Genomic DNA, 25,374 nt, shown 5'->3' with positions numbered 1-25,374 from the left:
ACATGCAGACACTGACAGCGTTTTTAGCAAGTGAAATACCGGAACCGGATCGGGACGCCATGCGCCTGGCCCAGCAGCACATTGACGGTTTACTCAAACCCGTGGGGAGCCTGGGGCGACTGGAATCGCTGGCGGTGCAGCTTGCGGGTATGCCCGGCCTGAAAGGGCGACTGGATGTGTGCAAAAAAGCGATTATGGTGATGTGCGCCGATCACGGCGTCTGGCATGAAGGTGTGTCGGTTTCTCCGCAAATTGTCACCGCAATCCAGGCGGCAAACATGACGCGCAAAAACACCGGCGTCTGTGTGTTTGCGGCGCAGGCCGGGGCTGATGTGCATGTGATTGACGTAGGCATCGACAGCGATCCCATCGACGGTCTGATCGCGATGAAGGTCGCGCACGGTAGCGGCAACATCGCCGTTGAACCGGCAATGAGTCTGGAGCAGGCGCAGGAACTGCTGCTGGAAGTGGTGCGCTATACCCGTGAACGTGTGGCCGAAGGGGTGACGCTTTTCGGCGTTGGCGAGCTGGGTATGGCGAACACGACGCCTGCGGCGGCAATGGTCAGCGTCCTGACCGGCGCGCCACCGGAAGAGGTGGTGGGGATTGGCGCGAATCTGCCCGTCACGCAGTTGCAGCATAAAGCCGATGTGGTTCGCCGGGCGATTGCTGTTAATCAGCCGGACGCTAACGATGGCCTGGATGTGCTGATCAAAGTGGGGGGATTTGACCTGCTCGGCATGACCGGCGTGATGCTGGGCGCGGCGTCGTGCGGCTTGCCGGTGGTGCTGGACGGCTTTCTCTCGTACGCCTCGGCGCTGGCCGCCTGTCGCATTGCACCAGGCGTGAAGCCGTATCTCATTCCCTCGCATCTCTCTGCGGAAAAGGGGGCGAAAATTGCGCTGGCGCACCTGGGTCTGGAGCCGTATCTGAATATGGACATGCGCCTCGGTGAAGGCAGCGGCGCGGCACTGGCCATGCAGTTAGTGGAAGCCGCCTGCGCGATGCACAATCAGATGGGTACGCTGGCCGCGAGTAATATCGTGCTGCCGGAAGCGAAGTAATCAGCAACCGCACCCCGGATTTACGGGGTGCGATCGTGCTTCCACATTTTTCTGCCACGGCTGCAATACGCTGATATTTTTCTGAAGCCTTCTCGCCATCCCTCATTCTCCCTGCTGCATTGCAATGTCTTTTTTTGCACACTCCTGAATATAGGTTTGCACCTATATTGCTTTTAACCTATATTACTGAGGAGCAAATGTGTGGCGGATTGAAACAACGGACAGGTTTGATGCCTGGTACAGTGCATTAAATACGACGGAACGGGAATGTGTGCTGGCATCGTTGCTGGTACTGGGTGTTAAAGGGCCTCAGTTGCCCAGACCCTGGGCTGATACGATCAAAGGTTCCCGCTATCCCAACATGAAAGAATTACGCATTCAGTGTAGGGGGAAACCGATACGCGCTTTTTATGCTTTTGACGTGCAACGCACCGGCATCATTCTCTGTGCGGGCGACAAGTCAGTGTGTGAGAAGCGATTTTACGATGTGATGCTACCGATTGCAGAGCAGGAATATGCTGACCATCTTAAGCGAATTAACAAGAAGGAGTGATCTGATGGGAAGAACGCTGGCGCAAATCCTGGCGCAGGAAAATCCTGATGTCGTCGCCAATGCTGAGGCTCAGGCGGCGGACATTCTGCTGAATATCCACCTTGCCGAACTGCGCGAAAAAGTTCAGAAAACGCAAAATGAAATGGCACAGGCACTTGGCATAAAACAGCCGACGGTTGCCGGGATGGAAAAACCGGGGCGCGATCTGAAACTTTCCTCGCTTAAGCGCTATGTTGAAGCGGCAGGGGGCAAGCTGCACCTGGACATTGAATTACCGGACGGCACCCACTATGGCTTTCGTCTCTGAGCCGCGTTTTACTCCGCGTGCATCACGTTAAGCAGAATATCCATTAAGCCCGGAAAACGTGCGTCGAGATCGTCGCGGCGCAGTGAGATGAGATTTTCCCTGCCTTGTGGACGCTGCCAGATCACACCGCTGTCGCGCAGTACGCGCCAGTGGTGGGTCATCGTGGATTTCGCCACATCTTTACGCAGTCCGCCGCACGCCTGTTCGCCCTCATCCGCCAGCGTTTTCACAATGTCGAGTCGCAGGGGGTTTCCCAGCGCGAAGAGGACATTCTCAAGGCGGATTTGTTCACGGTCGGGGTGATGGGCAATCATAGTGCTCCTTTAAAGGCTGACGGACGGGCCGGGTAATATACTTAAAGTAAACGGGTTACGCCATGCGCCCGTGCCGCGGGATTATCAACTATAACTATAGCTAAAATAGTTCGAATATACTCGTACAGTTGGACTAAGATATTCCTGTTATCTTAACGCGGCCATTCGGGTCGCTTACTGTCAAACTGACTAAGGACGCATCATGCCCCGACCCATCCCCCTTGAACGCTATCGCAATATTGGTATTTCTGCCCACATCGATGCAGGCAAAACCACTACTACCGAGCGCATCCTGTTTTATACCGGCGTGAGCCATAAACTGGGTGAGGTTCACGATGGCGCAGCAATTACAGACTGGATGGCGCAGGAGCAGGAACGCGGAATTACCATTACGTCGGCGGCGGTAAGCTGCTTCTGGCCCGGCATGGATCACAGCTTTGAGCCGCATCGCATCAATATTATCGACACCCCCGGACACGTTGATTTCACCATTGAAGTGGAACGTTCCATGCGTGTGCTCGACGGCGCGGTGATGGTGTATGACTCCGTGGGCGGCGTGCAGCCGCAGTCGGAAACTGTCTGGCGTCAGGCGAATAAATACCACGTGCCACGGCTGGCATTCGTCAACAAAATGGATCGCCCCGGCGCGGATTTCTTCCGCGTAGTGCAGATGATGATTGATCGCCTGAAAGCCAACCCGGTGCCGATTGTTATCCCGATTGGCAGTGAGGAGCATTTTAGCGGCGTGGTCGATCTGATTAAGATGCGCGCCATTATCTGGGACGACGCGACGCAGGGCATGACGTTCAGCTATGCGCCGGTGCCGGAAGAGTTGCTCGCAACGGCAACCGAGTGGCGCGAGAAAATGGTTTCTGCGGCGGCCGAAGCCACCGATGAACTGATGGATCGCTATCTGGAAACCGGTGAACTCAGCGAAGCCGATATTATCGCCGGGCTGCGTGCGCGCACCGTTGCCGGTGAAATTCAGCCGATGCTGTGCGGCAGCGCGTTTAAAAACAAAGGCGTGCAGCGCATGCTCGACGCCGTGGTTGAACTGATGCCGTCTCCGCTCGACATTCCGTCGATTAAAGGCGTGGGCGAAAAAGGCGAAACCATTGAGCGCCATGCAGATGACAGCGAGCCGTTCTCGGCGCTGGCGTTCAAACTGATGACCGACCCGTACGTCGGCCAGTTGACCTTTATCCGCGTCTATTCCGGCGTGCTGAAAAAAGGCGATTCGGTTTACAACCCGGTCAAAGGGAAAAAAGAGCGCATCGGTCGCATTGTGCAGATGCAGGCCAACGATCGGCTGGAAGTGGATGAACTGCGCGCGGGAGATATCGCCGCCTGCGTGGGGCTTAAAGATGTCACCACCGGCGACACGCTGACCGATCCGTCGGCCATCATTACCCTTGAGCGCATGGAATTTCCGGAACCGGTGATTTCACTGGCGATTGAACCGAAGACCAAAGCGGATCAGGAAAAAATGGGCATCGCGCTGCAACGGCTGGCGTCGGAAGATCCGTCGTTCCGCCTGCATACGGATGAAGAGTCCGGGCAGACCATTATTTCGGGTATGGGTGAGCTGCATCTGGAAATTATCGTTGACCGCATGAAGCGCGAGTTTAGCGTTGACGCGAATATCGGACGGCCACAGGTGACCTACCGTGAAACGCTGCGCAAAACGGTGAAAGAGGTGGAAGGCAAGTTTGTGCGTCAGTCAGGCGGTAAAGGTCAGTACGGTCATGTGGTGCTGACGCTTGAACCGCTTGAGGCGGGCAAAGGCTTTGTGTTTGAAGACGCCACCAAAGGCGGCGTGGTTCCGCGCGAATACATTCCGTCGGTGGAAAAGGGGATTCGTGAAGCGCTGAACAGCGGCGTGCTGGCCGGGTATCCGGTGGTGGACGTTAAAGTGACGCTGACCTTTGGCTCGTATCATGACGTCGACTCCTCAGAAATGGCCTTCCGCATGGCGGCGATTTTTGGCTTTAAAGAGGGCGCGCGCCGTGCCGATCCGGTGATTCTGGAGCCGATGATGCACGTCGAGGTGGAAACGCCGGATGACTATGCCGGAAATATCATGGGCGATTTGTCATCACGTCGCGGCATGGTTCAGGGCATGGAAGAGCGTTTTGGTGTCCAGATTATCCGGGCCGATGTGCCGCTATCGGAAATGTTTGGCTACTCCACCACGCTGCGTTCGATGTCCCAGGGCCGCGCGACCTACAGCATGGAGTTTCACCACTACGCCGAAGCGCCGCGCAATGTGGCCGAGGCGATTATCGCCAGTCGTACGAAGTCGTAGTTTTCCCCTCACCCTGGCCCTCTCCCACAGGGAGAGGGGACTAAAATACCTTCACCCTCACCCTGAGGGAGAGGGGATTAAAGCACCCTCACCCTAACCCTCTCCCTTAGGGAGAGGGGACGGTTGGTGCACCGACTTGCCCTTCCCCCTCTCCCCTGGGGAGAGGGCCGGGGTGAGGGGTTACAGTGCAAAACTCACGCCCGCTGGTGATCTTCTCCGCAATTTTGCACCAGCAGGGTGCGCATCCCGGCACGCCGCCAGCTATGTTTAAATTTCTGGACGGTTCGGATACCGCGTTTCCCAGCCAGCCACGTGATGGCAAAAACTTCCCCCTTAACAACGAATCAGGCCTGATTATTGCTTGAACCAGAGCAGCCGTTCCCGGTTCGCTCGTAAACCCAACGTTCTGTCGAAGTCCGTGATTTTTCCCGCACCGCAAGGTGCCTGGTTCTTAACTGTGCTGAGGAATATCCGAATGTCTTTGAAAATAATGAAGTTGCCGTTTCAGGTTGCCGTTCTCGGAAGTTTGTGTGCTGCGTTTTATGCGCAGGCGGATGTCATGATTGGCGTGGCGGGACCCTTTACCGGGCCGAATGCCACCTATGGCTCGCAGTACTGGAAAGGTGCTTCGCAGGCCGCCGCCGATATCAACGCGGCAGGCGGCATCAAAGGTGAAAAAATCGTGCTGGTGCAGGGCGATGACGCCTGCGAGCCAAAACAGGCGGTGAGCGTCGCCAACCGTCTGGTGGATGAATCCAAGGTCTCCGCCGTCGTCGGCCACTTCTGCTCGTCGTCCACCATGCCCTCGTCTGAGGTCTATGACGAAGCGGGCGTGCTGACCATCACCCCCGGTTCCACCAATCCGCTGATCACCGAGCGCGGCATGAAAGGCATGTTCCGCATGTGCGGCCGTGACGATCAGCAGGGCGTGGTGGCAGCAAACTATATGCTCGATGTATTGAAAGCGAAAAAAATCGCCATCATTCACGACAAAGATACCTACGGCCAGGGGCTGGCGGACGCGACCAAAGCGGAACTGGGCAAGCGCGGCGTCAAAGAGGTGATTTACGAAGGGCTGTCGCGGGGTGAAAAAGACTTTAACGCGCTGGTGACCAAAATCGGCGCGCTGAAGCCGGATGTCGTCTATTTCGGCGGCTGCCATCCTGAAGCCGGGCCGCTGGTGCGCCAGATGCGGGAGCAGGGCGTGACGGCGAAATTCTTCTCCGGCGACTGTGTGGTGACGGAAGAGATGGTGACCGCAGCGGGCGGCGCGCAATACACCAACGGCGTGCTGATGACCTTTGGCAGCGATCCGCGCACCATTCCGGCCGGCAAATCGGTCATTGAAAAATTCCGCGCCGGCGGCTTTGAGCCAGAGGGCTATACCCTTTACGCCTACGCTTCAATTCAGGCCATTGCAGCAGCCTATAACGCCGCCGGGAAGGACAACGAAAAGGCCAGCGAATGGCTGAAGTCAAACAGCGTCGATACCGTGATGGGACCCAAATCCTGGGACGGCAAAGGCGATCTGAAAGTCTCCGATTATGTGGTTTATCAGTGGGATGACAAAGGCAAGTATCACCAGCTTTAACAGCGTGAACGGATACTGACTTGACACTGGAGGTGGCCGGATTGCCCGGCCGCCTCATCACTTGCGGGACGGTCTGATGGATGCATTTTTTCTACAACAACTGGTCAACGGCCTGACGCTGGGCGCGGTGTATGGCCTTATCGCCATTGGCTACACCATGGTGTATGGCATTATCGGGATGATCAACTTCGCCCATGGCGAGGTGTATATGATCTCCGCTTACCTCTGCGCCATTGGCCTGGGGTTGCTCTCATTCTTTGGTATTCACTCCTTTCCCTTACTGATTTTCGGCACCCTGATTTTTACCGTCATCATCACGGGCGTGTATGGCTGGGTGATTGAGCGCATCGCTTACCGGCCGCTGCGGAACTCCACGCGCCTGGCACCGCTAATCTCTGCCATCGGCATGTCGCTGATCCTGCAAAACTATGTGCAAATCAGCCAGGGGCCGAATCAGCAGGGCATCCCGACGCTGATGAGCGGCGTGCTGCGCTTTGATGTGGGCGACGGACTGGTGCAAATCACCTGGACCAAAATCTTCATTCTGTTTGCCGCGCTGGTGGGCATGGCGGTGCTGACCTGGATCATCCAGTTTACGCGGCTTGGGCGCATCTGCCGCGCGACACAGCAGGACCGGCGCATGGCGTCCATTCTCGGCATCAATACCGACAGGGTGATCTCGCTGGTTTTTGTGATGGGAGCTGCCATGGCCGGGCTTGCCGGGGTGCTGGTCACCATGAACTACGGCACCTTTGATTTTTACGCCGGTTTTATTATCGGCATTAAAGCCTTTACTGCCGCAGTGCTGGGCGGGATTGGTTCGCTGCCCGGCGCGATGCTCGGCGGCCTGCTGCTGGGCGTGGCGGAGGCGCAGTTCGCGGGCCTGGTTAACTCCGATTACAAGGATGTGTTCTCGTTTGCTTTGCTGGTGGTCATTCTGATTTTCCGCCCGCAGGGGCTGTTGGGACGTCCGATGGTGGTGAAAGTTTAAGGGGTTAACAATGGCAGATGCGGGAATAAAACCGGGCATTGATATCAAACAATGCCTGCTGGATACGCTATTAGCCGGACTGTGCGCGCTGGTGGTGTTCGGGCCGATTGTCGGCGTCGTTTTAAAAGGGTATAGCTTCACACTGGAGCCAACGCGCGTGGCGTGGCTGGTATTAGCGGTCATGGCCGGGCGATTTTTGTTAAGCCTGGCGCTGCAAACCCCTGCCGGGCGGCGCTTCGTCGGGCGTTTTGAACGCTCAGACGACGGGGTGTATGTGCGTGCGCCAGGCTACCGTTCGCGGTTGCGCTGGATCATCCCGTTGCTGCTGGTGCTGGCCGCCTGTTTTCCGTTTGTGGCGACCAAATATTTTCTCACCGTCGCCATTCTGGGACTGATTTACGTGCTGCTCGGACTGGGGCTTAACATTGTGGTTGGCCTCGCCGGGCTGCTGGATCTGGGCTATGTGGCGTTCTATGCCATCGGTGCGTATGGTCTGGCACTGGGCTATCAGTATCTGGGGCTGGGGTTTTGGGTGATGCTGCCCGCCGGTGCGATCCTCGCCGCGCTCGCCGGGGCGTTGCTCGGTTTCCCGGTGCTGCGCATGCACGGCGATTATCTGGCGATTGTGACCCTCGGTTTCGGGGAGATCATCCGGCTGGTGCTCAATAACTGGCTCAGTTTTACCGGCGGGCCGAATGGCGTCTCGGTGCCCGCGCCGACGATTTTTGGCCTGGAGTTTGGCCGCCGCGCCCGCGATGGCGGCGTACCGTTCCATGAGTTTTTCGGCCTGAGCTATAACCCCAATCTGAAGTTTATTTTTATCTATACGGTGCTGGTTCTGGTGGTGCTGCTGGTGCTGTTCATTAAGCACCGGCTGACGCGGATGCCCATCGGACGCGCCTGGGAAGCGCTGCGTGAAGATGAAGTGGCCTGCCGCTCGCTGGGGTTAAATCATGTGCTGGTGAAGCTGTCGGCGTTTATGCTCGGGGCGTCCACTGCCGGGATCGCCGGGGTGTTTTTCGCCACATACCAGGGCTTTGTGAACCCCACGTCATTCACCTTTTTTGAATCTGCGCTGATCCTCGCCATTGTGGTGCTGGGCGGAATGGGCTCGACGCTCGGTGTGGTGCTGGCGGCGTTTGTCCTGACCGTCGCGCCGGAACTGCTGCGCGATTTTGCCGAGTACCGGGTGCTGCTGTTTGGCATGTTAATGGTGCTGATGATGATCTGGCGGCCCCGGGGACTGGTGCGCACCAGCCGCATGGGTGTCGCCGTGCGTAAGGGAGTCTCGCCATGAGTGACGCGATTTTACGTGTTGAGCATCTGATGATGCGCTTTGGCGGTATCAAAGCCCTTAACGACGTCAATCTGAGCGTGGAGCGGGGATCGATTACCGCGTTAATCGGCCCGAACGGCGCGGGTAAAACCACCGTTTTTAACTGTCTGACCGGCTTTTACCGGGCGACCGGCGGCGCGATCCGGCTCAACGCCCGCTCCGGCTCCACGGATGTGATTCAGGTGCTGGGGCAGAATTTTGAGCGCGGCGACTTTCTCAACCCTGCGCGCTTCGGCTCGCGCCTGTACTACAAAATGTTCGGCGGCACGCATCTGGTTAACCGCGCCGGGCTCGCCCGCACCTTTCAGAACATCCGCTTATTCCGTGAAATGTCGGTGATTGAAAACCTGATGGTGGCGCAGCATATGCAGGCCAATCGCAATCTGCTGGCCGGGATCTTCAATACGCCCGGCTACCGGCGGGCTGAAAATCAGGCGCTGGATCGCGCGTTTTACTGGCTGGAGGTGGTGGATATGGTGGATTGCGCGAACCGTCTTGCCGGAACGCTCTCGTACGGGCAGCAGCGCAGGCTGGAGATCGCCCGCGCCATGTGTACGGGCCCGGAGATGATTTGTCTCGATGAACCCGCCGCCGGGCTTAACCCGGTCGAAACCGAAGCGTTAAGCCATATTGTGCGCGTGCTGCGCGAGCGGCACGGGGTGACGGTGCTGCTTATCGAGCATGACATGAGCATGGTGATGAAGATTTCTGACCATGTGATTGTGCTGGATCACGGGGATGTGATTGCGCAGGGGGAGCCTGTGCAGATCCGGCATGACCCACGGGTGATCGCCGCCTATCTGGGGACTGACGAAGAGGAGATCGCCGGATGAGTGTGCCGCTGCTGGAGTTTCGCGATGTGGACGTATTTTATGGCCCCATTCAGGCGTTAAAGGGCATTTCGCTGACCGTGAATGAAGGAGAAACCGTGGCGCTGATTGGCGCTAATGGCGCGGGGAAATCCACCCTGCTGATGTCTATTTTCGGCCAGCCGCGCATTGCGCGCGGGCAAATCTTTTACCGGGGCGAGGCGATAAGCCACAAATCGACCCATTTTATTGCCAGCAACGGCATTGCCCAGGCCCCGGAGGGGCGGCGTATTTTCCCGGATATGACGGTCGAGGAAAACTTGCTGATGGGCACGATCCCCATTGGCGATCGCTATCAAAAAGAGGATAAAGCGCGCATGTATCAGCTTTTCCCTATCCTGGAGGAGCGGCGCGCACAGCGGGCAATGACCCTTTCCGGCGGCGAACAGCAAATGCTGGCGATCGCCCGCGCGTTAATGAGTCGGCCAAAACTCCTGCTGCTCGACGAGCCAAGCCTGGGTCTGGCCCCGCTGGTGGTCAGGCAAATCTTCGACACGCTGCGAACGCTGACCGCGCAGGGGATGACGCTGTTTCTGGTGGAGCAGAATGCCAATCACGCGCTCAGGCTGTCGGATCGTGCTTATGTGCTGGTGAACGGTGAAATTCGTCTGACCGGAAGCGGACAGGCGTTGCTGGTGGACCCCGAAGTGCGCCGGGCTTATCTGGGGGGCGCATAATGCTTAAGTGAAGGTAACTTCACCATGCGGATAATAGCGTGCCGGAGCGGTGTAAATCGCCCCGGCATTTATTTTTGGATCAATATGTTGGCAGGATCGTCAGCGAATTTCGTAGCGGAATGGTCTGGCCGTAATGCGAAAGTGAATGGCGAAACGGTTATTAAATTTATAGGTTGTCCTGCTGCTTGAGTGTATTATTCGGGGTCTTTCGTAAGCATGACTCACGTGTTAATCACGCCAGCCTGCTGTCGTCTCTCTCACGCATAATTCTGATGTGCGTTATTTATTTTTAAGGTGAATGTATTACGGGTTAATTAATAATTCACCTGAATATTAAGTGCGAATAAATTGCCAAAATGATACTTTCGAATAAAAAGATTCACACGGTGAATATAGTGGCTTTTTTGCTGCTTGTTCTGATCATGATGATATTTTTATGGCGCGTACCGCATAACAATGACCACTATGACCTCTCGCTTTACCCGGTGATTGTCACCTTTACCGGGGTGCTGCACCTCCAGATCGGCTGCTTTATGGTGATGAACTACTGGTGTTACCGCAATAAAAGCTACCTGCTTCCGCTGGCGTGCGCGTTCACGTTTTCCAGCCTGTTTCTTTTTATGGCGCTGGATATTTACTACACCAACGATGCGGTTCGCACGACGCTTTATCACGACATTGCTATTTTGTATTTCTTTCGCCACATTTTATTAACCTTTTTATTTATGGCCGCCTTGTATCTTTATCGTAAAGAGGAAATTAAAAAGCAGGCCGCGCGACGACTGTTCTTTGGCCTGTTAACCGGCTGCATAAGTGTGTTTGCCGTAGCCGTATTCTGCTGCGGTAATATTCCCCTCCCCATTAATAATCAAACTTCTGAGTGGGTATTCATCTGGCATGGGGCGCTTATTTTTTTATTGATCGTGCTGTGGACGGGCATTGTTTTTTGTTTGATTAAACAGACGCGCCTGAAAAATCAGTTCTGGTTCAGTATGTCTCTCGTCGCGCTGGCTAATCTGGTCAGCCTGGTCATTATGTTGCGCTATGCGCGGATGGATTCTGTTGGCTGGTATCTGGCGCGGGGGATCGAGTGTCTGAGCGCCATGGCGGTGATGATCGCCCTGATGTCCGATATTTTCCGCCGTTACAAGGCATCCCGTCAGGCCTATGAACTCTCTTATGAAAACTCCGTCCGCGATCCCATGACCCGGCTTTATAACCGGGGCTACTTTTATAACGGCCTCGGCAGCACCCTGAAAGGGGTTGATGATGCTCACCCCCTGAGTCTGATTTTTTGCGATATCGACCATTTTAAATCCGTGAACGATACCTGGGGCCACATTCAGGGCGACAGGGTGATTATTAAGCTCGCCGGAATGATGCTGAGCGCGGTGCGCAGCACGGATATCGTGGCGCGCATTGGCGGCGAGGAGTTTGCGGTTCTGCTGCCTGATACCGATGCGCAAACGGCGACGGAGATTGCCGAACGGATGCGCAGACAGGTGGAAGGGGCGACGCCGGATTCCACCGGGGGCGATTTTCCGCGCGCGATCACCATAAGCCTCGGCGTGTTTTGCTCAACAGACCGCAACCTTGCGGTAGAAACCTTTGCGGATTTCGCCGATCGCGCGCTGTACAGGGCAAAAAATCAGGGACGTAACTGTGTCGTCACCTTTTCCGGGGTTCCTGATGAGGAAGAGGTGAAGTGATGAATTTCTGGCTGCGCCACCGCCTGCTGCTGTTAAGCCTCAGCGCGCTGTTCGTCACGCTGCTGCTGTGCAGCCTGGCTATTTTCTGGCAGGTGCAGTCGGATCTGCGTAACGATGGCCGGCAGCGGGTGCGTTTTGGCGTTGAACAGCTCGACCAGCAAATCCGCTACGTGGAAACCTTTGTCAGTCAGGAGTTGCAGGACGCGCCGACCGACTGCTCTAAAAACAGTCTGCGCGAGCTACAGCTACGAATGGCGGGCTTCCCCTACGTGCGTAACATTCTCTTTGCCCGTGACGGCATGATTTATTGTTCCGTCCAGCACGGGGCGGTCTCGGTGCCGGTAGGCAAAAGTCAGCCAGCCATGCTCTCTTTCCCGGAAAGCGGGTATTTCCCGCCCCACACGCCGATTGGGTTATACACGCTCTCTAAGCAACATCAGCAGGTGATGGGCGTCTTTGGGGTCTGGCATATCGCTCACATTCTGACCACCCTTGACGGGCATTCTGCGCTCTATTTTTCCAGCGGGGAGTTATGGATGGATGCGGCAGGCAACCGTCTTGCAACGAATCCGCTGTCAGCAATGAGCGGCACGCAGATTGAGCTGGTGTCGGCGGAATACGGTTTTCGCATCGCCACCGTGGTGCCCTGGTTCCCGGCGTGGAGCGTAGTCTGGCAGTATTCGAAGGGCTTTATTATTGCGCTTATCGCCATTGGCGTGGTGGCGTATCGCCTGATTTACCGTTATCTCTCCCGGTACAATTCCGCGCTGGCAGAAATGAGAAACGGTCTGGCGCGGGGCGAATTTGTGCCTTATCTGCAACCGCTTAACGACAGTCGTACCGGTAAAATAAAAGGCTGCGAGATTTTGATGCGCTGGCAGCATCCGGTTCGTGGCGTGATCTCCCCGATGCAGTTTATTCCGCAGGCCGAAGAGAGCGGGTTAATCATTCCCATGACCGAAGCGCTGGTTAAAACCGTGGTGGACCGTTTTGCCGCGCTGAAGCACCGGCTGCCGGAGGGGTTCCATTTCAGCATTAACGTCACCGCCCCGCATCTTCTGGCTCCGACGCTGGATGATGCCTGCCGCTATTTTCTTTCCCGTTTTGAAGGCTGCCCGGTGACGCTGGTGCTGGAGCTTACCGAGCGGGATAAACGACTGATGGAAGATGAGGTGGCCCTGCGGGTGCAAGAGTTGAAAGCGCTGGGGACGTTAATTGCCATTGATGATTTTGGCACCGGCTATTCCGGCATGAGCGCGCTGCAAACGCTGCCGGTAGATTTGCTTAAGATAGATCGCTGTTTCGTCTCAAAAGTGCTGGTGGATGAAACCTCGGAATACATCATCCGCAATATGATTTCGTGCAGCAACGATCTCCACATGAAGACCATCGCCGAGGGCGTCGAAACCCCGGAGCAGCATCAGCGCCTGCAACAGCTTGGGGTGGATTATTTACAGGGGTATCTGTTCAGCAAGCCTATCGATCTGGACAGTTTTATCGCCACGAAACTGTAACGGGGCTTAGCGGTAATACACCTCAAACGCGGCGGTCGCTTTCACCATTCCGCCTTCCACTTTGCCACCGGTTTTTACATAGCGAAGCTCGAACGGAACAGAGGCGAGATCGCCGGTGGTTCTGGCGACGCCGACGCTTTCTGCCCCATCAAAGATAACCGGGGTGTTGCTGTCTTTGGGTAAAATTTGAATGCCCAGCCCTTTGGCAAACTGATCGCCGTCCTGATTTTTGAGGACGGAACTGGCGAGGCCTGCGGGATCGTTTTCTACGTCGCTGGATCGGGCTTTGGTGAAACGATAATAGATGCCGATATTCCGGTCGCAATGGCTGAAATCAAGTGAAAAATGCCCAACGTTGCTGGTCGAATAGTTGCCGGTAAAGTCCGATGTTGAAAGGGTATCGAGCTTCACCTGCTGATTTTCCGTGATCAAATCGCAGCCTGTGACGCTGACATTAATCGTGAGCGGGTTAAACCGCAGGTAGATAAATGGCACCGTATGGGCGGCGAATTTCCCCTTATCCCCATAAAACCAGTCTGCATTAAAGCGACTTAAATCCACCAGGTAACGGCCAGGCTTCAGCGGGCCGAAGGCGGCAATTTCCACTGCCACATTCTGCGTTAAACGGTAATCACCGGCGGCAATGCCGCTGAGATCGGAAGGGGCATAGGGTTTTACCGGATAATCAGCGATCGTCATTGTGGTGGGGCTGTTACTCCACCCGGCGGCCAGACCTAAATTATCGATAACTTTCCCGGTGGTGATGTCTTTAAGCTGATAGTAGTGAGGATGTTCAGCGGAAACCGGCATCAGTGACATATCGCGGTAGCCTTTAGCGCCTGTCGCGGGTTTACCGCCTTCATTAATGCCGCATCTGATGTGCATTTTATCGGGGATCATCACCTGCCTGAAGGCTAAAACCCGCCGGGATGAAGTAGTGGCATGACTCTCTTCGGTCGCCATCGTATTGACAGCACTTAAATTGATATTGACCCAGGCGTCATTTTCCGTAGTGCCATTGATGTAATAACAGGCATGGCACAGGGGGCTGAAAAGCAGACCGGCAATAATAACCGGCCAGGTTAGGTGTTTTGGTTTCATTTTTTACGCCTGTAAAGTGAGCAACGCCGGTTCAGGTGCACGTCATCCCTGATGACACTGCACCGTTGCGGTCATGATCTTTTTCGCTAGTTGGGGTTCGGGAAGAAGGCCGGTGCAACGCTGGTCCGGTTTCGTGCCCCACTGCACGGAAAGCGGGGTATCGCCATTAATGCCCACCAGGTAAACCTCACCCTGATCGCCCACTATCGCGCTGTTGTTGCTGCCGTAACTGACCATGGCACCAAATCCGACGGGCTTACCCTGATAGATGAGCGTCACCAGCGCACGCGCGCCGACATGGGATGCGAACTCAGCGAGGACGACCGCGCCATCGGTGGGAACAACCTGCCTGGTGGCTTCGGGGATCTCAACATTCTCTGCGCTTTCGGTATTCACCGTAATGCGGTTACGCCGGTACTCTGAGATCCAGGGGACAACCGCATTGCCAAAATAATCGGTGTAGAGGCTCTGGCCATACTGAACTTTCACGTTTTTGCCGCCCTCGACGTGAACCAGCGCCACCGCGCCGTTAAGCGACGGGGTCAGGGTCACGCCATAGGGATGCGCCAGCACGCCGCCCTGCAAACTGTAATTTAAACGCTGGCTCTCCTGGGTGTAGCTATAACCCGCGCCTAACTGTCCCCATGAGGCGTGATAATTCCCGCTTACGCTGGCGTTGTACTGCCTGTTTTGGCTGCTGTAGCTTTGCTGGAGGGCATAACTCAACGCGTGGTTTTCCAGCGCGGTACCGGAGAGACCCAGTTGATGGCTGGTGGTGTTATGCGGTGCGCTGTTCATGCTGTAGTTTGCACTGGTATCAGGCAGCCACTGGTTCAGCGGGATGCTGAGATTCAGAGATAACTGCCGGTCGGTGTCGCTGTTCGGGGTTTGCGTCTGGCTGTAGTTAAATGACCAGGACATGCCCAGCCAGCTGGTGCTGTACCCGGCGCTCAGATTACGCTCCTGGCCGTCGAGATCCCAGTAATCCTGCTGCCAGGCATTGAAGTAGATCGATCCCCAGTCTGCCAGCGCCTGATTGAGATTCACCTGGATGCGGCTGCGGCGGTTATTGCTGCGGCGATAGCGGTAAAAATCGTCGTTATCGTCCGCCTGCGCCTGGTGATCGATCGCTTCCTGAAAGGTATAAAACCCGGCGGTGGAGTAGCGATAGCTGGCGAGCGTCAGGGTGGTATTGGTGGCAAGAATGTTTTTTGCGTATTGCATTCGGTAAGAGGTTCCGCGGGATTTTCCGTCTCTGTCACCGAGTTCCGCACCCGCCGCCGTGACGTCAAAAGAGAAGCCGCCCCATGTGCCGAGATCTTTACCCATTCCCAGCAAACCGGCCTGATACCTGTTGGTCCCCAGCGCACCGCCATAGACAGTGAGGCCCGCTGGCAGGCCGTACACAAGCGTCGCCTGGGCAAAATCAGGGGCGTAGGCGCTGTCGCTACTGCTGCGGTATCGCCCGGCGGCGAGGCTGTATTTCATCGCGCCTGCCCGTTGCAAGACCGGCACGGAGGCGCTGGCGACGGTAAACGTATGTTCGCTACCATCGGCCTCGGTTACGGTGACATCCAGATCACCACCAGCCGATACCTGATTTAAATCGTTAATCTCAAACGCGCCGGGCGATACCCAGGTCTGATAAATGGTGTAACCATTTTGCTTCACCGTAATTCTGGCATCACTGTTGGCGATGCCACGAATAGTGGGGGCAAAACCCTGCTGATTGTACGGCAGCATACTGGTGTCGGTTTCCAGCTTCGCACCGGTAAATTGCACGCTGTCAAAAAGCTCGCCGTTGGTCCAGGTTTCCCCCAGCGTGAACTGGCTTTTCAGCGTGCGGATATCACGCTGTAACCAGCTACTCATGGTTTGCCAGCCGGTGTCCTCGCTGTAGCTGCTGTTATTTCGCAGCCGCCATGCGCCGACGTTCAGTCCGGGCGAGAGATTGAAATAGTGACCGGCGCTGGTGCCCGATTTATCATCACGATCGCGTGAACCGCTGTAGTAATACCCCAGCAGCAGGGCGGGCAGGCCGTCATCCCAGTATTTTTCGCTGACCGTTGCCATTCCCTGCGCGTCGCGCCAGAGGTGCGGAACGCGGATCGTCAGTTGATGGGAGTGGATGTCAAATTGATAGCTGGCCTGGTCGATGTACTGACTGATATCAGTGACCAGCGCTTCATCGCCAAGGCTGCGAAGGCCCGGCACGGCATCCACCTTGACGCCAAGCTCACGCAGATCGGCTTTGGTCAGCTCCGGCAGCAGTTTTTTACGATCCGGCGAAAGCACGTAGCGAATGTTGCGCTTATCCACCTCTTCGCGGGCGATAACAATGACCGAAAGATAGGTGCCGGGGTGCAACGCATTATTATCAATGAAGTTTTGCAGCGTTTCGCTGTTTTCCAGTGGGGTTAACGCCCCCAGCGCCTGCAGATCGAATTCCTCATCTGCCCATGCAGGCGCGCAATAAATCATCACCGCCAGCGCCAGATACGACCAGGTAAACTGCTTGCCATGGCTCATCGTTAAACATCCCTGTTCTGAAGAGCCAGATTTACAGCGGCTGACGTGCGACCTTCGTGACGCCGCCAAAATCGTTTATTGCCGACCAGGTCACCGCGCCTGAGGCACCAGCCGGAATCACAAAGGAGGCGCTGGCAAAAGGGGCGGCCATCATCGCTGCAGCTTCGGCAACGGATTTATCCGCAGGCGTCACGTCCCGGTCGCCGACTTTCAGCGCGTTGAAAGAGACATAAAAAGGGGTAGGGTTATTAACATGTAATGTGTTGCCCGCGCGGGTAAAGGTTAATTTCTCATAGGCACTGCTGGCATCGTGATGATCTAATCCACTGGGCCGCCAGAACAGTTTTATGCGCGTATGGACGGCAAGCTGTAAACGGTTTTTATCTTTCAGCTCATCCGGCACACCTGCGACGGATTTAACGTTGAGCCAGAATAGCGATTCTTTATTTTGCGGCAGCGCGCCGGAATCTCCGGCATAAATAACGTGCAGTAAGGTTTCTTTCCCTTCGTCGAGTTTAATAAGCGGTGGGGTAACAATAAAAGGCGCTTTACTGTCATCGGTATTATTTACCCAGGATTGCACCAGGTGCCGGGAATGTAAGTCTTTATTGCTCAGGGAAATTTGCACTTCATTTTTATTGTCGGGGTAAATTAACCGCGTGCCTCCGACAACAATGCCTCCCCACGCGGTGACAGAAGTTAATAAGGAACCAACCAGCAGAATGGCAGGAATTAATTTCATAAAATAATAGGCCCTGATAAACCGGAATAGCTGTCGCCATTCCGGGAATTGAAATAAAAAGGTTATTTATAGGTCAGCTCAAATTCGGCGCTGGCGGCATATCTGCCTACCGTAGGGGCGAGGGTCGCGCTGGTACGCACAACAGCGGCGGTATAGGTCAAACTGCCTGCACCATTCGTGAGAAAGGCCCAGTCTGCAAGGTTAGCCGCTTTAGGCGCGGTGTTATCGAACGTCACTTCCTGGCCCGTAGCGATAGTATCACCACGGTAAAGCATCACGCCCACATGCTCGGCGGCCCCGTTACCACTTAAGGTATTTTTCAGTACGGTGCTATCGCTAAATGTGAGATCAAGAATCGTTGGCTTAAATTTTGTTGAGACGCTCATTCCGGCAGGATTACAGCCAGAAAAGTGAATATCGAATGTGACACTGCTTCCTTTCCCCTTCAGGCCGGGCTCAAAATCAGCACTATAGGTCTCGGGTAGCATGACTGAACCCCTGGCAACATTGGTACCTGCAGTTGGCGTTCCGCCGTTAATTGCAATTATGCAGGTATTATCTGCAACGACGCCGCTAATGTCGATCACGCCCGTATTGGCGGCTGTCGCTGAAAAAGAGAGTAATGAAAGTGCAGTTGACGTTGTTAATAAACGTTTTAACATTATTAATTCCTTTTAAATGCTAACTGTTTGAGGAGCTTAATTTTTGCCAGTTAAAATAGATGCCGTAAATTATCTCGATTAAAAATTTGTATGGAAAGTATGAGCTTATATCTGAAAAGTAAACCTTAAAATAAACCACTTCAAAACATAACCATGGAAAACAGCAGCTTGCTCTCGTTAGATTTATTTAATTCATAATTAAGTGTGTTTGGTATTGATTAGATAAATGTAAATGACACGAATTTATATGCAATTCTTTTGATGTGCAGTTTTTATGAGGTTTTTATAGGGCAGGATGGCTGACAGGTTTATTTCAGAGCTACAGATGAATCTTAACGTATTAATAAATAATGCTGTGATGACGGTTGTGGAATAAGAGAATCATAAAAAAGAGGGCAATGAACGGGTACAGCTAGAAGGAAGCGAGTGAAAGCAAGAAGGGGGGGAATACAAGAAGTTGGCTCCTCTGACTGGACTCGAACCAGTGACATACGGATTAACAGTCCGCCGTTCTACCGACTGAACTACAGAGGAATCGTGTGAACGGGGCTAATACTAGCGGCGAAAAATGGTTTGTCAAACGGCATTTTACCCGGCGCGGTTTGTTTGCTGAATCCGTCAGCGATTTGTCGAATTTGCCGACAAAATGTGTGGAAAAAACTTTGCAGGTTTGCGCTTTCTCCCTCATCATTTGAAATGAAGTTTCACTTTCTCAGTAAGGTTAATTTTGAACGTCACTGCCGCTTTACGCCAGGCCGCCAACCGAACGCCCTGGAGCGCTAAAAGAAAAAGCTATCGTGTTCTTTTCTGGCGTGAAATCACCCCGCTTGCTGTGCCTATCTTCCTTGAAAACACCTGTGTCCTGCTGATGGGCGTGCTGAGTACCTTTCTGGTCAGTTGGCTGGGCAAAGAAGCGATGGCGGGGGTCGGGCTGGCTGACAGCTTTAATATGGTGGTGATGGCGTTTTTTGCCGCTATCGATCTGGGTACAACCGTGGTGGTCGCCTTCAGCCTGGGCAAGCGTGACCGGCGGCGGGCGAGGGCGGCGGCGCGGCAGTCGCTGGTGATCATGACGCTCTTTGCCGTGGTGCTGGCGGCGGTGATCCACTATTTTGGTGAGCAGATTATTAACGTGGTGGCGGGTGAAGCCACGGCGGAAGTGAAAGCGCTGGCGCTGACCTATCTTGAATTAACGGTTCTGAGCTATCCGGCGGCAGCCATTGCGCTGATTGGCAGCGGGGCGCTGCGCGGAGCGGGTAACACAAAAATTCCGCTGCTGATTAACGGCGGCATGAACATCCTCAATATTATTATCAGTAGCTTTCTTATCTACGGCCTGTTCTCGTGGCCGGGTATCGGTTTCGCCGGTGCCGGTTTAGGGCTGACCATTTCACGCTATATCGGTGCGGTGGCGATTATCTGGGTGTTAATGATTGGCTTTAACCCGGCGCTGCGCATCACGCTCAAAAGTTATTTTAAGCCGCTTAACTTCGCCATTATCTGGGAAGTGATGGGCATTGGGATCCCTGCCAGTATTGAGTCCGTGCTGTTTAACAGCGGCAAACTGCTGACGCAGATGTTTGTCGCCGGGATGGGCACGAATGTGATTGCGGGTAACTTTATCGCTTTCTCGGTGGCGGCCTTAATCAACCTGCCGGGGAACGCGCTGGGATCGGCGTCGACCATCATCACCGGTAAGCGTCTGGGCAAAGGGCAAATTTATCAGGCTGAGCGCCAGCTTCGCCATGTGTTCTGGCTGGCGACGATTGGCCTGACGATTATTGCCTGGGGCACTGCGCCGTTTGCAGGTCTGCTGGCCTCGTTTTATACCCCGGAGCAGGATGTGCAGGACGTCGTTAAGGTGCTGCTCTGGCTGAATGCCGCGTTTATGCCTATCTGGGCGGCCTCGTGGGTATTACCCGCCGGGCAGAAGGGCGCACGTGATGCCCGCTATGCGATGTGGGTCTCCATGCTCGGCATGTGGGGTTGCCGCGTGGTGGCGGGTTACACGCTCGGTGTGGTGCTGGGTATGGGCGTGGTAGGGGTCTGGATGGGGATGTTCCTTGACTGGGCCGTGCGCGGGGCGTTTTTCTACTGGCGGATGATCAGTGGCCGCTGGTTGCAGAAATACCCGCGCATAAAACAGGTGAAATCGCCTGACGCGTAACGGGATGCGCTCTTTTTGTTCAGAGTGAAGAATAAATGGGCAATCAACAACTTTTTTAAAAACAGGCTTTGACAAGGGCACGGTGCATCGCTAATATTCGCCCCGTTCACACGATTCCTCTGTAGTTCAGTCGGTAGAACGGCGGACTGTTAATCCGTATGTCACTGGTTCGAGTCCAGTCAGAGGAGCCAAATTTAAAAACCCGCTTAAGGCAACTTAAGCGGGTTTTTGCTATCTGCGCTAACCCGAAAAAATGGCCGTTGCCAGCCATTTCAGGTTATTCGCCGTTAACGGAACGGCGGCTCGTTAAAGGTACGCAGTTTGCGCGAATGCAGTTTCTCCCCTTCGGCGCGCAGCAGATCGATGGCGCGAATGCCGATCTGCAAATGCTCCGATATCGCCCCCTCGTAAAAACGGTTCGCCTGGCCCGGCAGTTTAATCTCACCGTGTAACGGCTTGTCAGACACGCACAGCAACGTGCCGTAAGGGACGCGGAAGCGATATCCCTGGGCGGCGATCGTGGCGCTTTCCATATCAATGGCCACCGCACGGCTCAGGTTAAACCGCAGGGCAGAAGCCGAGTAGCGCAGCTCCCAGTTACGATCGTCGGTCGTGACGACGGTACCGGTACGCAGCCGCTGTTTCACCGCCTCGCCCGGCATTTCGCTCACCTGCTTGGTGGCATCGTAAAGCGCGCGCTGCACCTCGGCGATGCTGGGGATAGGAATATCCGGCGGCAGCACCGCATCCAGCACGTGATCGTCGCGCAGATAGGCGTGAGCCAGCACGTAATCGCCAATCGACTGACTTTCACGCAGACCGCCGCAGTGACCAATCATCAGCCAGACGTCCGGGCGCAGCACCGCCAGGTGATCGCAAATCGTTTTCGCGTTCGACGGGCCAACGCCAATGTTAACCAGGGTGATCCCCTGGCCGTCGGCGGTAATGAGATGCCAGGCGGGCATCTGGTGTTTTTTCCAGGCGAGATCGGAAATGGCTTCTTCCGGGGCCTGCGTTTCAGCGGTGATCCAAATCCCGCCCGCACAGGAGAGCGCCACGTAAGGGCTGTCGGGATCGAGGATCTGGCTGCATCCCCAGCGCACAAACTCATCCACATAGCGGGTGTAGTTAGTGAACAGGACGAAAGGCTGGAAGTGTTCAACCGGAGTGCCCGTGTAGTGGCGCAGGCGGGCCAGCGAGAAATCGACGCGACGGGCGTCAAAATGTGACAGCGGATAGAACTCCGTCGGATGGAACAGACCATCTGCCGTTTCATCACCAATCTGCGCCAGTTCGGTGGTCGGGAAATAGCGCGTTAACCCGGCGCTCATCGAGCGATCCAGCGTCAGAGCCGAGCCGTCAATCACATAAGGATAGGGGATCTCATGCTGTGACGGTCCCACTTCGATGTGCGCGCCGTAATCCTGAAACAGCATGGTGAGCTGTTCAAGCAAATAGGGGCGAAAGAGGGTGGGGCGAGTGATGGTGGTGGTGTAGCAGCCGGGATGGGTGAAACGCGCGTAAGCACGGGTTTTCTGCGGATTCTTTGCGCTGCCGTCCCAGCTTACGGAGAGTTCGGGATAGACAAACTGACCTTGTGCGCGGGTTAGCGTGTCGGGAAGCGTACCCTGGTCAATATACTGGCCGATTGCCTCGCGCAGGGCCGTGACAGATTGCTCATACAGCGCCTCAAGCTTATCCAGCGCCTGCTCCGGGGTGAGACTTGCACCCTTATTGTTCATCATTATCTCCTTGTTCACCGGTGTTGGCCTGTCGATAGTATGTCACAGGATTGTGAAACAAAAGTGCGCGGATAATACTGAAAAGCAGGCTTGCCGGACTCAGGCACTCCTTCAATTAATTTGATGCTGTATGTTAAGCAAAGGATATTTATTCCCGGCGGGTAATGCGTAAAGTAGACATTATCCGGGCCGGGCCTGAACGAGACTATCAAGAATATTCGCCTGCCTGCTCATCATTCCCCTGAAACCAGGATAAACACGTCATGAAAAAGATTGGATTTTTGTCATTTGGTCACTGGACGCCTTCATCGCAGTCCGGTACCCGCTCAGCCGCTGACGCGCTGCTACAATCCATCGACCTGGCCGTTGCCGCCGAAGAACTGGGCGCGGACGGCGCTTATTTCAGGGTGCACCACTTTGCCCGTCAGCTCAGCTCGCCGTTCCCCCTGCTGGCGGCCATTGGCGCGAAAACCCAGCGTATTGAAATCGGTACGGGTGTTATCGACATGCGCTATGAAAACCCGCTGTATATGGTCGAAGATGCCGGGGCGGCAGATTTAATCTCTGGCGGGCGCTTACAGCTTGGCATCAGCCGTGGTTCCCCGGAACAGGTCATTGATGGCTGGCGTTATTTCGGTTACGCCCCGTCTGAAGGCGAAAATGAGTCCGACATGGCGCGCCGCCACACCGAAGTGCTGCTGGACGCGCTACGTGGAGAAGGTTTTGCGAAGCCCAATCCACAGCCCATGTTCCCGAACCCGCCGGGGCTGTTGCGCCCTGAGCCCTATTCGGAAGGGCTGCGCGAGCGTATCTGGTGGGGCGCAGGTTCTAACGCGACGGCGGTATGGGCCGCGAAGCTGGGCATGAATCTGCAAAGCTCCACGCTGAAAGACGATGAAACCGGCGAAGCGTTCCACATCCAGCAGGCCAAACAGATCCGCGCCTATCGCGAGGCCTGGGCAGAGGCCGGACATACCCGGACACCGCGCGTCTCGGTCAGCCGCAGCATTTTTGCGCTGATTAATGAACGCGATCGGATGTATTTCGGCTCAGGCCGTGACGACGACGATAAAGTCGGCTTCCTCGATGAGAAAACCCGCGCGATTTTCGGGCGCAGTTATGCGGCAGAACCGGACAAACTGATCGAGCAGCTTAAAAAGGATGAAGCGATCGCGGAAGCGGATACGTTATTGCTGACCGTACCGAATCAGTTGGGTGTGGAGTACAACGCCCATGTCATCGAATCCATTCTGAAACATGTTGCTCCGGCGATGGGCTGGCGCGACGCATAACCGCCGTTGTCTCTTTACTCCGGCATCTGTAAAAGCAGGTGCCGGATTCACTGTATTTCAAAACGGACTGTCACTGCGTGCTGTCATCGCTTCCTGGCTGACAGGATGAATGAAATTCAGCTCGCTGGCATGCAGCATCAGGCGTGGCGTCCGTTCGGTGCCAGGCCACGAGAGACCGCCATAGAGATCGCAGCCCAGAATAGGGTGACCCAGGTGCTGGCAATGAATGCGCAGTTGATGAGTACGCCCGGTTTCCGGGGTGAGCTCTACCCGCGTCAGCGGCAGTAACGTCCCGTCTTCCCGCTCATCATAAAAACGTTTTACCACGCGATAGCGGGAACGGGCGGGCTTGCCGTGGAGGTCGCAAATCGACATCAGCGGGAACAGCGCCGGATCTCTGGCAATCGCCGCCTCTATTACTCCCTCATCCTCACTCAAATGCCCGCAAAGCAGGGCGCTGTAAACTTTGGTCACCGTGCGCTGGCTGAACTGCTGGCACAGCGCGGCGTTGATCGCCTTATTGCGGGCAACCACCATCAGCCCGGAGGTGCCAAAGTCCAGTCGGTGTACAAGCGTACAACCGGGGAATATCTGCACCAGCCGGTGGTGTACGGAATCCAGATTCTGCGGATTTTTCCCGGAGAGGCTCAGCAACCCGGCGGGTTTATTAATTAGGACCAGATGGTCGTCCTGATAAAGAGTTTCGATTCTGTCGTGGCACGGCGGGGCAATAAAGGTATCGATAATCGTAGACATCAGGCTGCCCGAATGAAGAAGAGGAGCGGATGATAACGAATTCTGTGCAGCCTGGCGAATCGCAGACGGTTGCCGCTCGCTGACCTGAAATTTATCATCCAGACTTAAAGTAAAGACGTAGTCGGCGCAGGCATTGTGCTTTACACTGCGCGCTGCAAAAATTGAGTAGATAAACGATTAATCAGGCGGTAATGGCGATGAACGGAACGATCACAACGTGGTTTAAAGATAAAGGTTTTGGATTTATCAAAGATGAAAACGGCGACAACCGTTATTTTCATGTGATTAAGGTCGCCAACCCAGACCTGATTAAGAAAGATGCGGCGGTGACGTTTGAGCCCACCACCAATAACAAGGGCCTGTCAGCCTATGCGGTGAAAGTCATCCCGGACAGCAAATATATCTATATCGCGGGCGAGCGTCTCAAACTCACGGCGATCAAATCTTACCTGGTTTACAGCGAAGAAGTGCCTGTCGATACCGGCATTGATAAAGAAAACGCGGTGCTTTCAGTGAATCTCCTGATGGGCAATATCAGGCCGAAAACTGCCGCGAAAGAGGGTGAAATGCGCACGCTGAAAAAACTGGCGATCACGACCTTCCAGGGCACGACGTTAATCTTCTCGGAAGATGAGATCGACGTGGATGCCACGGTGAAAATGCTCAAAGTCTGAGCCGAAACACCCGCCATTAACCCAGGCGTCAATCCGGAGATGAGTTATGAACAATGAAGTGCCAATCAAATATTATGACATCGCTGACGAGTATTCGACGGAGTCCGCCGAAGCGTTGAGCGAAGCAGAACGTGAACCCGTGGCGCGTTATTTCCAGTTGTTGATCACCCGCTTAATGAACAACGAAGAAATCAGCGAAAGTGCGCAGAGCGAGATGGCTAAAGAAGCTGGAATCGACGAAAAACGTATCGACGAAATCGCCATGTTCCTGAACCAGTGGGGCAATGAGTAACGCCTGACACGATATAACGCGGATGTTGTTACATCCACATTTTCTGGTACTGGCTGAAAACAAAAAGCCCGCTCAGGTTTCTCTGAGCGGGCTTCTTAAATTTGGCTCCTCTGATTGACGCATGCCATATCTGACAAACAAGAAAAGCCATAATGATGTGTTATACCAAAGCATTGTATACAATATT

Annotated in this window: 24 protein-coding genes and 2 tRNA genes; 18 read left to right on the top strand and 8 right to left on the bottom strand. The window is 55.0% G+C overall.

All coding sequences use genetic code 11. The features are described from left to right. Positions 1-2: 2 nt before the first annotated feature. The 3 genes from cobT (at position 3) to BM373_RS05370 (ending at position 1,924) form a co-directional block, all read left to right on the top strand. Positions 3-1,064 (top strand): nicotinate-nucleotide--dimethylbenzimidazole phosphoribosyltransferase, encoded by a 1,062-nt coding sequence (gene cobT, locus BM373_RS05380; RefSeq protein WP_090460263.1) that lies wholly within the window; start codon positions 3-5, stop codon positions 1,062-1,064. 199 nt (positions 1,065-1,263) lie between these two features. Further along, complete coding sequence (locus tag BM373_RS05375) at positions 1,264-1,617, top strand: type II toxin-antitoxin system RelE/ParE family toxin (protein ID WP_090460261.1); 354 nt, start codon at positions 1,264-1,266, stop codon at positions 1,615-1,617. A gap of 4 nt (positions 1,618-1,621) precedes the next feature. After that, the gene (locus BM373_RS05370) at positions 1,622-1,924 is read left to right on the top strand and encodes a helix-turn-helix domain-containing protein (RefSeq protein WP_090460259.1); all 303 of its coding nucleotides are present in this window, start codon (positions 1,622-1,624) and stop codon (positions 1,922-1,924) included. A gap of 8 nt (positions 1,925-1,932) precedes the next feature. Here BM373_RS05370 and BM373_RS05365 read toward each other — a convergent pair whose 3' ends face one another. Then, positions 1,933-2,238, bottom strand: coding sequence for an ArsR/SmtB family transcription factor (locus BM373_RS05365; protein ID WP_090460257.1), 306 nt, complete (start codon positions 2,236-2,238; stop codon positions 1,933-1,935). A gap of 202 nt (positions 2,239-2,440) precedes the next feature. On the opposite strand from BM373_RS05365, the gene fusA reads away from it, so the two are divergent. The 9 genes from fusA to BM373_RS05320 all read left to right on the top strand — a co-directional run bounded on the left by fusA (position 2,441) and on the right by BM373_RS05320 (position 13,230). Then, entirely contained in the window at positions 2,441-4,543 is a 2,103-nt protein-coding gene (fusA, locus tag BM373_RS05360; protein WP_090460256.1) for an elongation factor G, read from the top strand. 185 nt (positions 4,544-4,728) lie between these two features. Further along, entirely contained in the window at positions 4,729-4,908 is a 180-nt protein-coding gene (locus BM373_RS21600; RefSeq protein WP_090460254.1) for a hypothetical protein, read from the top strand. Between the two features lie 110 nt (positions 4,909-5,018). Continuing rightward, positions 5,019-6,134 carry a branched-chain amino acid ABC transporter substrate-binding protein gene (locus tag BM373_RS05350; protein WP_090460252.1) on the top strand — a complete coding sequence of 372 codons (1,116 nt, stop codon included), beginning with the start codon at positions 5,019-5,021 and terminating at the stop codon, positions 6,132-6,134. 76 nt (positions 6,135-6,210) lie between these two features. Continuing rightward, positions 6,211-7,125, top strand: coding sequence for an ABC transporter permease subunit (locus tag BM373_RS05345; protein ID WP_090460250.1), 915 nt, complete (start codon positions 6,211-6,213; stop codon positions 7,123-7,125). A 10-nt stretch (positions 7,126-7,135) separates the two neighbouring features. Then, complete coding sequence (gene livM, locus BM373_RS05340) at positions 7,136-8,422, top strand: high-affinity branched-chain amino acid ABC transporter permease LivM (protein WP_090460248.1); 1,287 nt, start codon at positions 7,136-7,138, stop codon at positions 8,420-8,422. Next, positions 8,419-9,294: an ABC transporter ATP-binding protein gene (locus BM373_RS05335; RefSeq protein WP_090460246.1), complete on the top strand. Its 876-nt coding sequence runs from the start codon at positions 8,419-8,421 to the stop codon at positions 9,292-9,294. Before livM ends, BM373_RS05335 begins: the two co-directional genes overlap by 4 nt. Continuing rightward, the gene (locus BM373_RS05330) at positions 9,291-10,007 is read left to right on the top strand and encodes an ABC transporter ATP-binding protein (RefSeq protein ID WP_090460244.1); all 717 of its coding nucleotides are present in this window, start codon (positions 9,291-9,293) and stop codon (positions 10,005-10,007) included. Before BM373_RS05335 ends, BM373_RS05330 begins: the two co-directional genes overlap by 4 nt. Positions 10,008-10,429: 422 nt before the next feature. Next, the gene (locus tag BM373_RS05325; RefSeq protein WP_256214573.1) at positions 10,430-11,716 is read left to right on the top strand and encodes a sensor domain-containing diguanylate cyclase; all 1,287 of its coding nucleotides are present in this window, start codon (positions 10,430-10,432) and stop codon (positions 11,714-11,716) included. Next, complete coding sequence (locus BM373_RS05320; RefSeq protein ID WP_090460240.1) at positions 11,716-13,230, top strand: EAL domain-containing protein; 1,515 nt, start codon at positions 11,716-11,718, stop codon at positions 13,228-13,230. The genes BM373_RS05325 and BM373_RS05320 overlap by 1 nt, the downstream gene beginning before the upstream one ends. A 6-nt stretch (positions 13,231-13,236) precedes the next feature. Here the strand turns inward: BM373_RS05320 and BM373_RS05315 are convergent, their stop codons facing one another. The 5 genes from BM373_RS05315 to BM373_RS05295 all read right to left on the bottom strand — a co-directional run bounded on the left by BM373_RS05315 (position 13,237) and on the right by BM373_RS05295 (position 18,798). Beyond that, a complete protein-coding gene (locus tag BM373_RS05315; RefSeq protein ID WP_090460238.1) occupies positions 13,237-14,331 on the bottom strand; it encodes a fimbrial protein in 1,095 nt (364 codons plus the stop codon). Positions 14,332-14,373: 42 nt separating this feature from the next. After that, the gene (locus BM373_RS05310; protein ID WP_090460236.1) at positions 14,374-16,860 is read right to left on the bottom strand and encodes a fimbria/pilus outer membrane usher protein; all 2,487 of its coding nucleotides are present in this window, start codon (positions 16,858-16,860) and stop codon (positions 14,374-14,376) included. 31 nt (positions 16,861-16,891) lie between these two features. Then, a complete protein-coding gene (locus tag BM373_RS05305; protein WP_090460233.1) occupies positions 16,892-17,602 on the bottom strand; it encodes a fimbrial biogenesis chaperone in 711 nt (236 codons plus the stop codon). 62 nt (positions 17,603-17,664) lie between these two features. After that, positions 17,665-18,264: a fimbrial protein gene (locus BM373_RS05300; protein WP_090460231.1), complete on the bottom strand. Its 600-nt coding sequence runs from the start codon at positions 18,262-18,264 to the stop codon at positions 17,665-17,667. Between the two features lie 458 nt (positions 18,265-18,722). Next, positions 18,723-18,798 (bottom strand) — tRNA-Asn (locus BM373_RS05295). 5 nt (positions 18,799-18,803) lie between these two features. On the opposite strand from BM373_RS05295, the gene BM373_RS21930 reads away from it, so the two are divergent. The 3 genes from BM373_RS21930 to BM373_RS05285 all read left to right on the top strand — a co-directional run bounded on the left by BM373_RS21930 (position 18,804) and on the right by BM373_RS05285 (position 20,622). Then, positions 18,804-18,959, top strand: coding sequence for a DUF5951 family protein (locus tag BM373_RS21930; RefSeq protein ID WP_371261091.1), 156 nt, complete (start codon positions 18,804-18,806; stop codon positions 18,957-18,959). Between the two features lie 29 nt (positions 18,960-18,988). After that, on the top strand, positions 18,989-20,431 hold the full coding sequence (locus BM373_RS05290; RefSeq protein ID WP_090460229.1) for an EmmdR/YeeO family multidrug/toxin efflux MATE transporter: 1,443 nt from the start codon (positions 18,989-18,991) through the stop codon (positions 20,429-20,431). A 115-nt stretch (positions 20,432-20,546) separates the two neighbouring features. Further along, a tRNA-Asn gene (locus BM373_RS05285) sits at positions 20,547-20,622 on the top strand. A gap of 96 nt (positions 20,623-20,718) precedes the next feature. Here BM373_RS05285 and BM373_RS05280 read toward each other — a convergent pair. Beyond that, positions 20,719-22,173: an AMP nucleosidase gene (locus BM373_RS05280; RefSeq protein WP_090460226.1), complete on the bottom strand. Its 1,455-nt coding sequence runs from the start codon at positions 22,171-22,173 to the stop codon at positions 20,719-20,721. A 263-nt stretch (positions 22,174-22,436) separates the two neighbouring features. Here BM373_RS05280 and BM373_RS05275 point away from each other — a divergent pair, with 263 nt between their 5' ends. After that, positions 22,437-23,465 carry an LLM class flavin-dependent oxidoreductase gene (locus BM373_RS05275; protein ID WP_090460224.1) on the top strand — a complete coding sequence of 343 codons (1,029 nt, stop codon included), beginning with the start codon at positions 22,437-22,439 and terminating at the stop codon, positions 23,463-23,465. 57 nt (positions 23,466-23,522) lie between these two features. Here BM373_RS05275 and BM373_RS05270 read toward each other — a convergent pair whose 3' ends face one another. Beyond that, positions 23,523-24,221 (bottom strand): RluA family pseudouridine synthase, encoded by a 699-nt coding sequence (locus BM373_RS05270; RefSeq protein ID WP_090460222.1) that lies wholly within the window; start codon positions 24,219-24,221, stop codon positions 23,523-23,525. A 191-nt stretch (positions 24,222-24,412) separates the two neighbouring features. Between BM373_RS05270 and BM373_RS05265 the strand changes: the two genes are divergently transcribed. Beyond that, complete coding sequence (locus BM373_RS05265; protein ID WP_090460219.1) at positions 24,413-24,895, top strand: cold-shock protein; 483 nt, start codon at positions 24,413-24,415, stop codon at positions 24,893-24,895. A gap of 46 nt (positions 24,896-24,941) precedes the next feature. Next, positions 24,942-25,187, top strand: a complete 246-nt coding sequence (locus BM373_RS05260) for a DUF2543 family protein (protein ID WP_090460217.1) — start codon at positions 24,942-24,944, stop codon at positions 25,185-25,187. The last annotated feature ends 187 nt before the right edge of the window (positions 25,188-25,374 follow it).

This window comes from Enterobacter sp. kpr-6, from assembly GCF_900116015.1.
GTDB lineage: Bacteria > Pseudomonadota > Gammaproteobacteria > Enterobacterales > Enterobacteriaceae > Enterobacter_D.
This window is presented reverse-complemented; position numbering and strand designations above follow the sequence as displayed.

What these genes read in the sequence shown, in the direction of transcription:
- BM373_RS05365 (WP_090460257.1), bottom strand. Translation starts at nt 2,238, where the DNA reads ATGATTGCCCATCACCCCGACCGTGAACAAATCCGCCTTGAGAATGTC.
- BM373_RS05270 (WP_090460222.1), bottom strand. Translation starts at nt 24,221, where the DNA reads ATGTCTACGATTATCGATACCTTTATTGCCCCGCCGTGCCACGACAGA.
- cobT (WP_090460263.1), top strand. Translation starts at nt 3, where the DNA reads ATGCAGACACTGACAGCGTTTTTAGCAAGTGAAATACCGGAACCGGAT.
- BM373_RS05260 (WP_090460217.1), top strand. Translation starts at nt 24,942, where the DNA reads ATGAACAATGAAGTGCCAATCAAATATTATGACATCGCTGACGAGTAT.
- BM373_RS05335 (WP_090460246.1), top strand. Translation starts at nt 8,419, where the DNA reads ATGAGTGACGCGATTTTACGTGTTGAGCATCTGATGATGCGCTTTGGC.
- BM373_RS05320 (WP_090460240.1), top strand. Translation starts at nt 11,716, where the DNA reads ATGAATTTCTGGCTGCGCCACCGCCTGCTGCTGTTAAGCCTCAGCGCG.
- BM373_RS05350 (WP_090460252.1), top strand. Translation starts at nt 5,019, where the DNA reads ATGTCTTTGAAAATAATGAAGTTGCCGTTTCAGGTTGCCGTTCTCGGA.
- BM373_RS05300 (WP_090460231.1), bottom strand. Translation starts at nt 18,264, where the DNA reads ATGTTAAAACGTTTATTAACAACGTCAACTGCACTTTCATTACTCTCT.
- fusA (WP_090460256.1), top strand. Translation starts at nt 2,441, where the DNA reads ATGCCCCGACCCATCCCCCTTGAACGCTATCGCAATATTGGTATTTCT.
- BM373_RS05370 (WP_090460259.1), top strand. Translation starts at nt 1,622, where the DNA reads ATGGGAAGAACGCTGGCGCAAATCCTGGCGCAGGAAAATCCTGATGTC.
- BM373_RS05315 (WP_090460238.1), bottom strand. Translation starts at nt 14,331, where the DNA reads ATGAAACCAAAACACCTAACCTGGCCGGTTATTATTGCCGGTCTGCTT.
- BM373_RS05310 (WP_090460236.1), bottom strand. Translation starts at nt 16,860, where the DNA reads ATGAGCCATGGCAAGCAGTTTACCTGGTCGTATCTGGCGCTGGCGGTG.
- BM373_RS05330 (WP_090460244.1), top strand. Translation starts at nt 9,291, where the DNA reads ATGAGTGTGCCGCTGCTGGAGTTTCGCGATGTGGACGTATTTTATGGC.
- BM373_RS05345 (WP_090460250.1), top strand. Translation starts at nt 6,211, where the DNA reads ATGGATGCATTTTTTCTACAACAACTGGTCAACGGCCTGACGCTGGGC.
- BM373_RS05275 (WP_090460224.1), top strand. Translation starts at nt 22,437, where the DNA reads ATGAAAAAGATTGGATTTTTGTCATTTGGTCACTGGACGCCTTCATCG.
- BM373_RS05265 (WP_090460219.1), top strand. Translation starts at nt 24,413, where the DNA reads ATGGCGATGAACGGAACGATCACAACGTGGTTTAAAGATAAAGGTTTT.
- BM373_RS05280 (WP_090460226.1), bottom strand. Translation starts at nt 22,173, where the DNA reads ATGAACAATAAGGGTGCAAGTCTCACCCCGGAGCAGGCGCTGGATAAG.
- BM373_RS05305 (WP_090460233.1), bottom strand. Translation starts at nt 17,602, where the DNA reads ATGAAATTAATTCCTGCCATTCTGCTGGTTGGTTCCTTATTAACTTCT.
- BM373_RS05325 (WP_256214573.1), top strand. Translation starts at nt 10,430, where the DNA reads ATGATGATATTTTTATGGCGCGTACCGCATAACAATGACCACTATGAC.
- livM (WP_090460248.1), top strand. Translation starts at nt 7,136, where the DNA reads ATGGCAGATGCGGGAATAAAACCGGGCATTGATATCAAACAATGCCTG.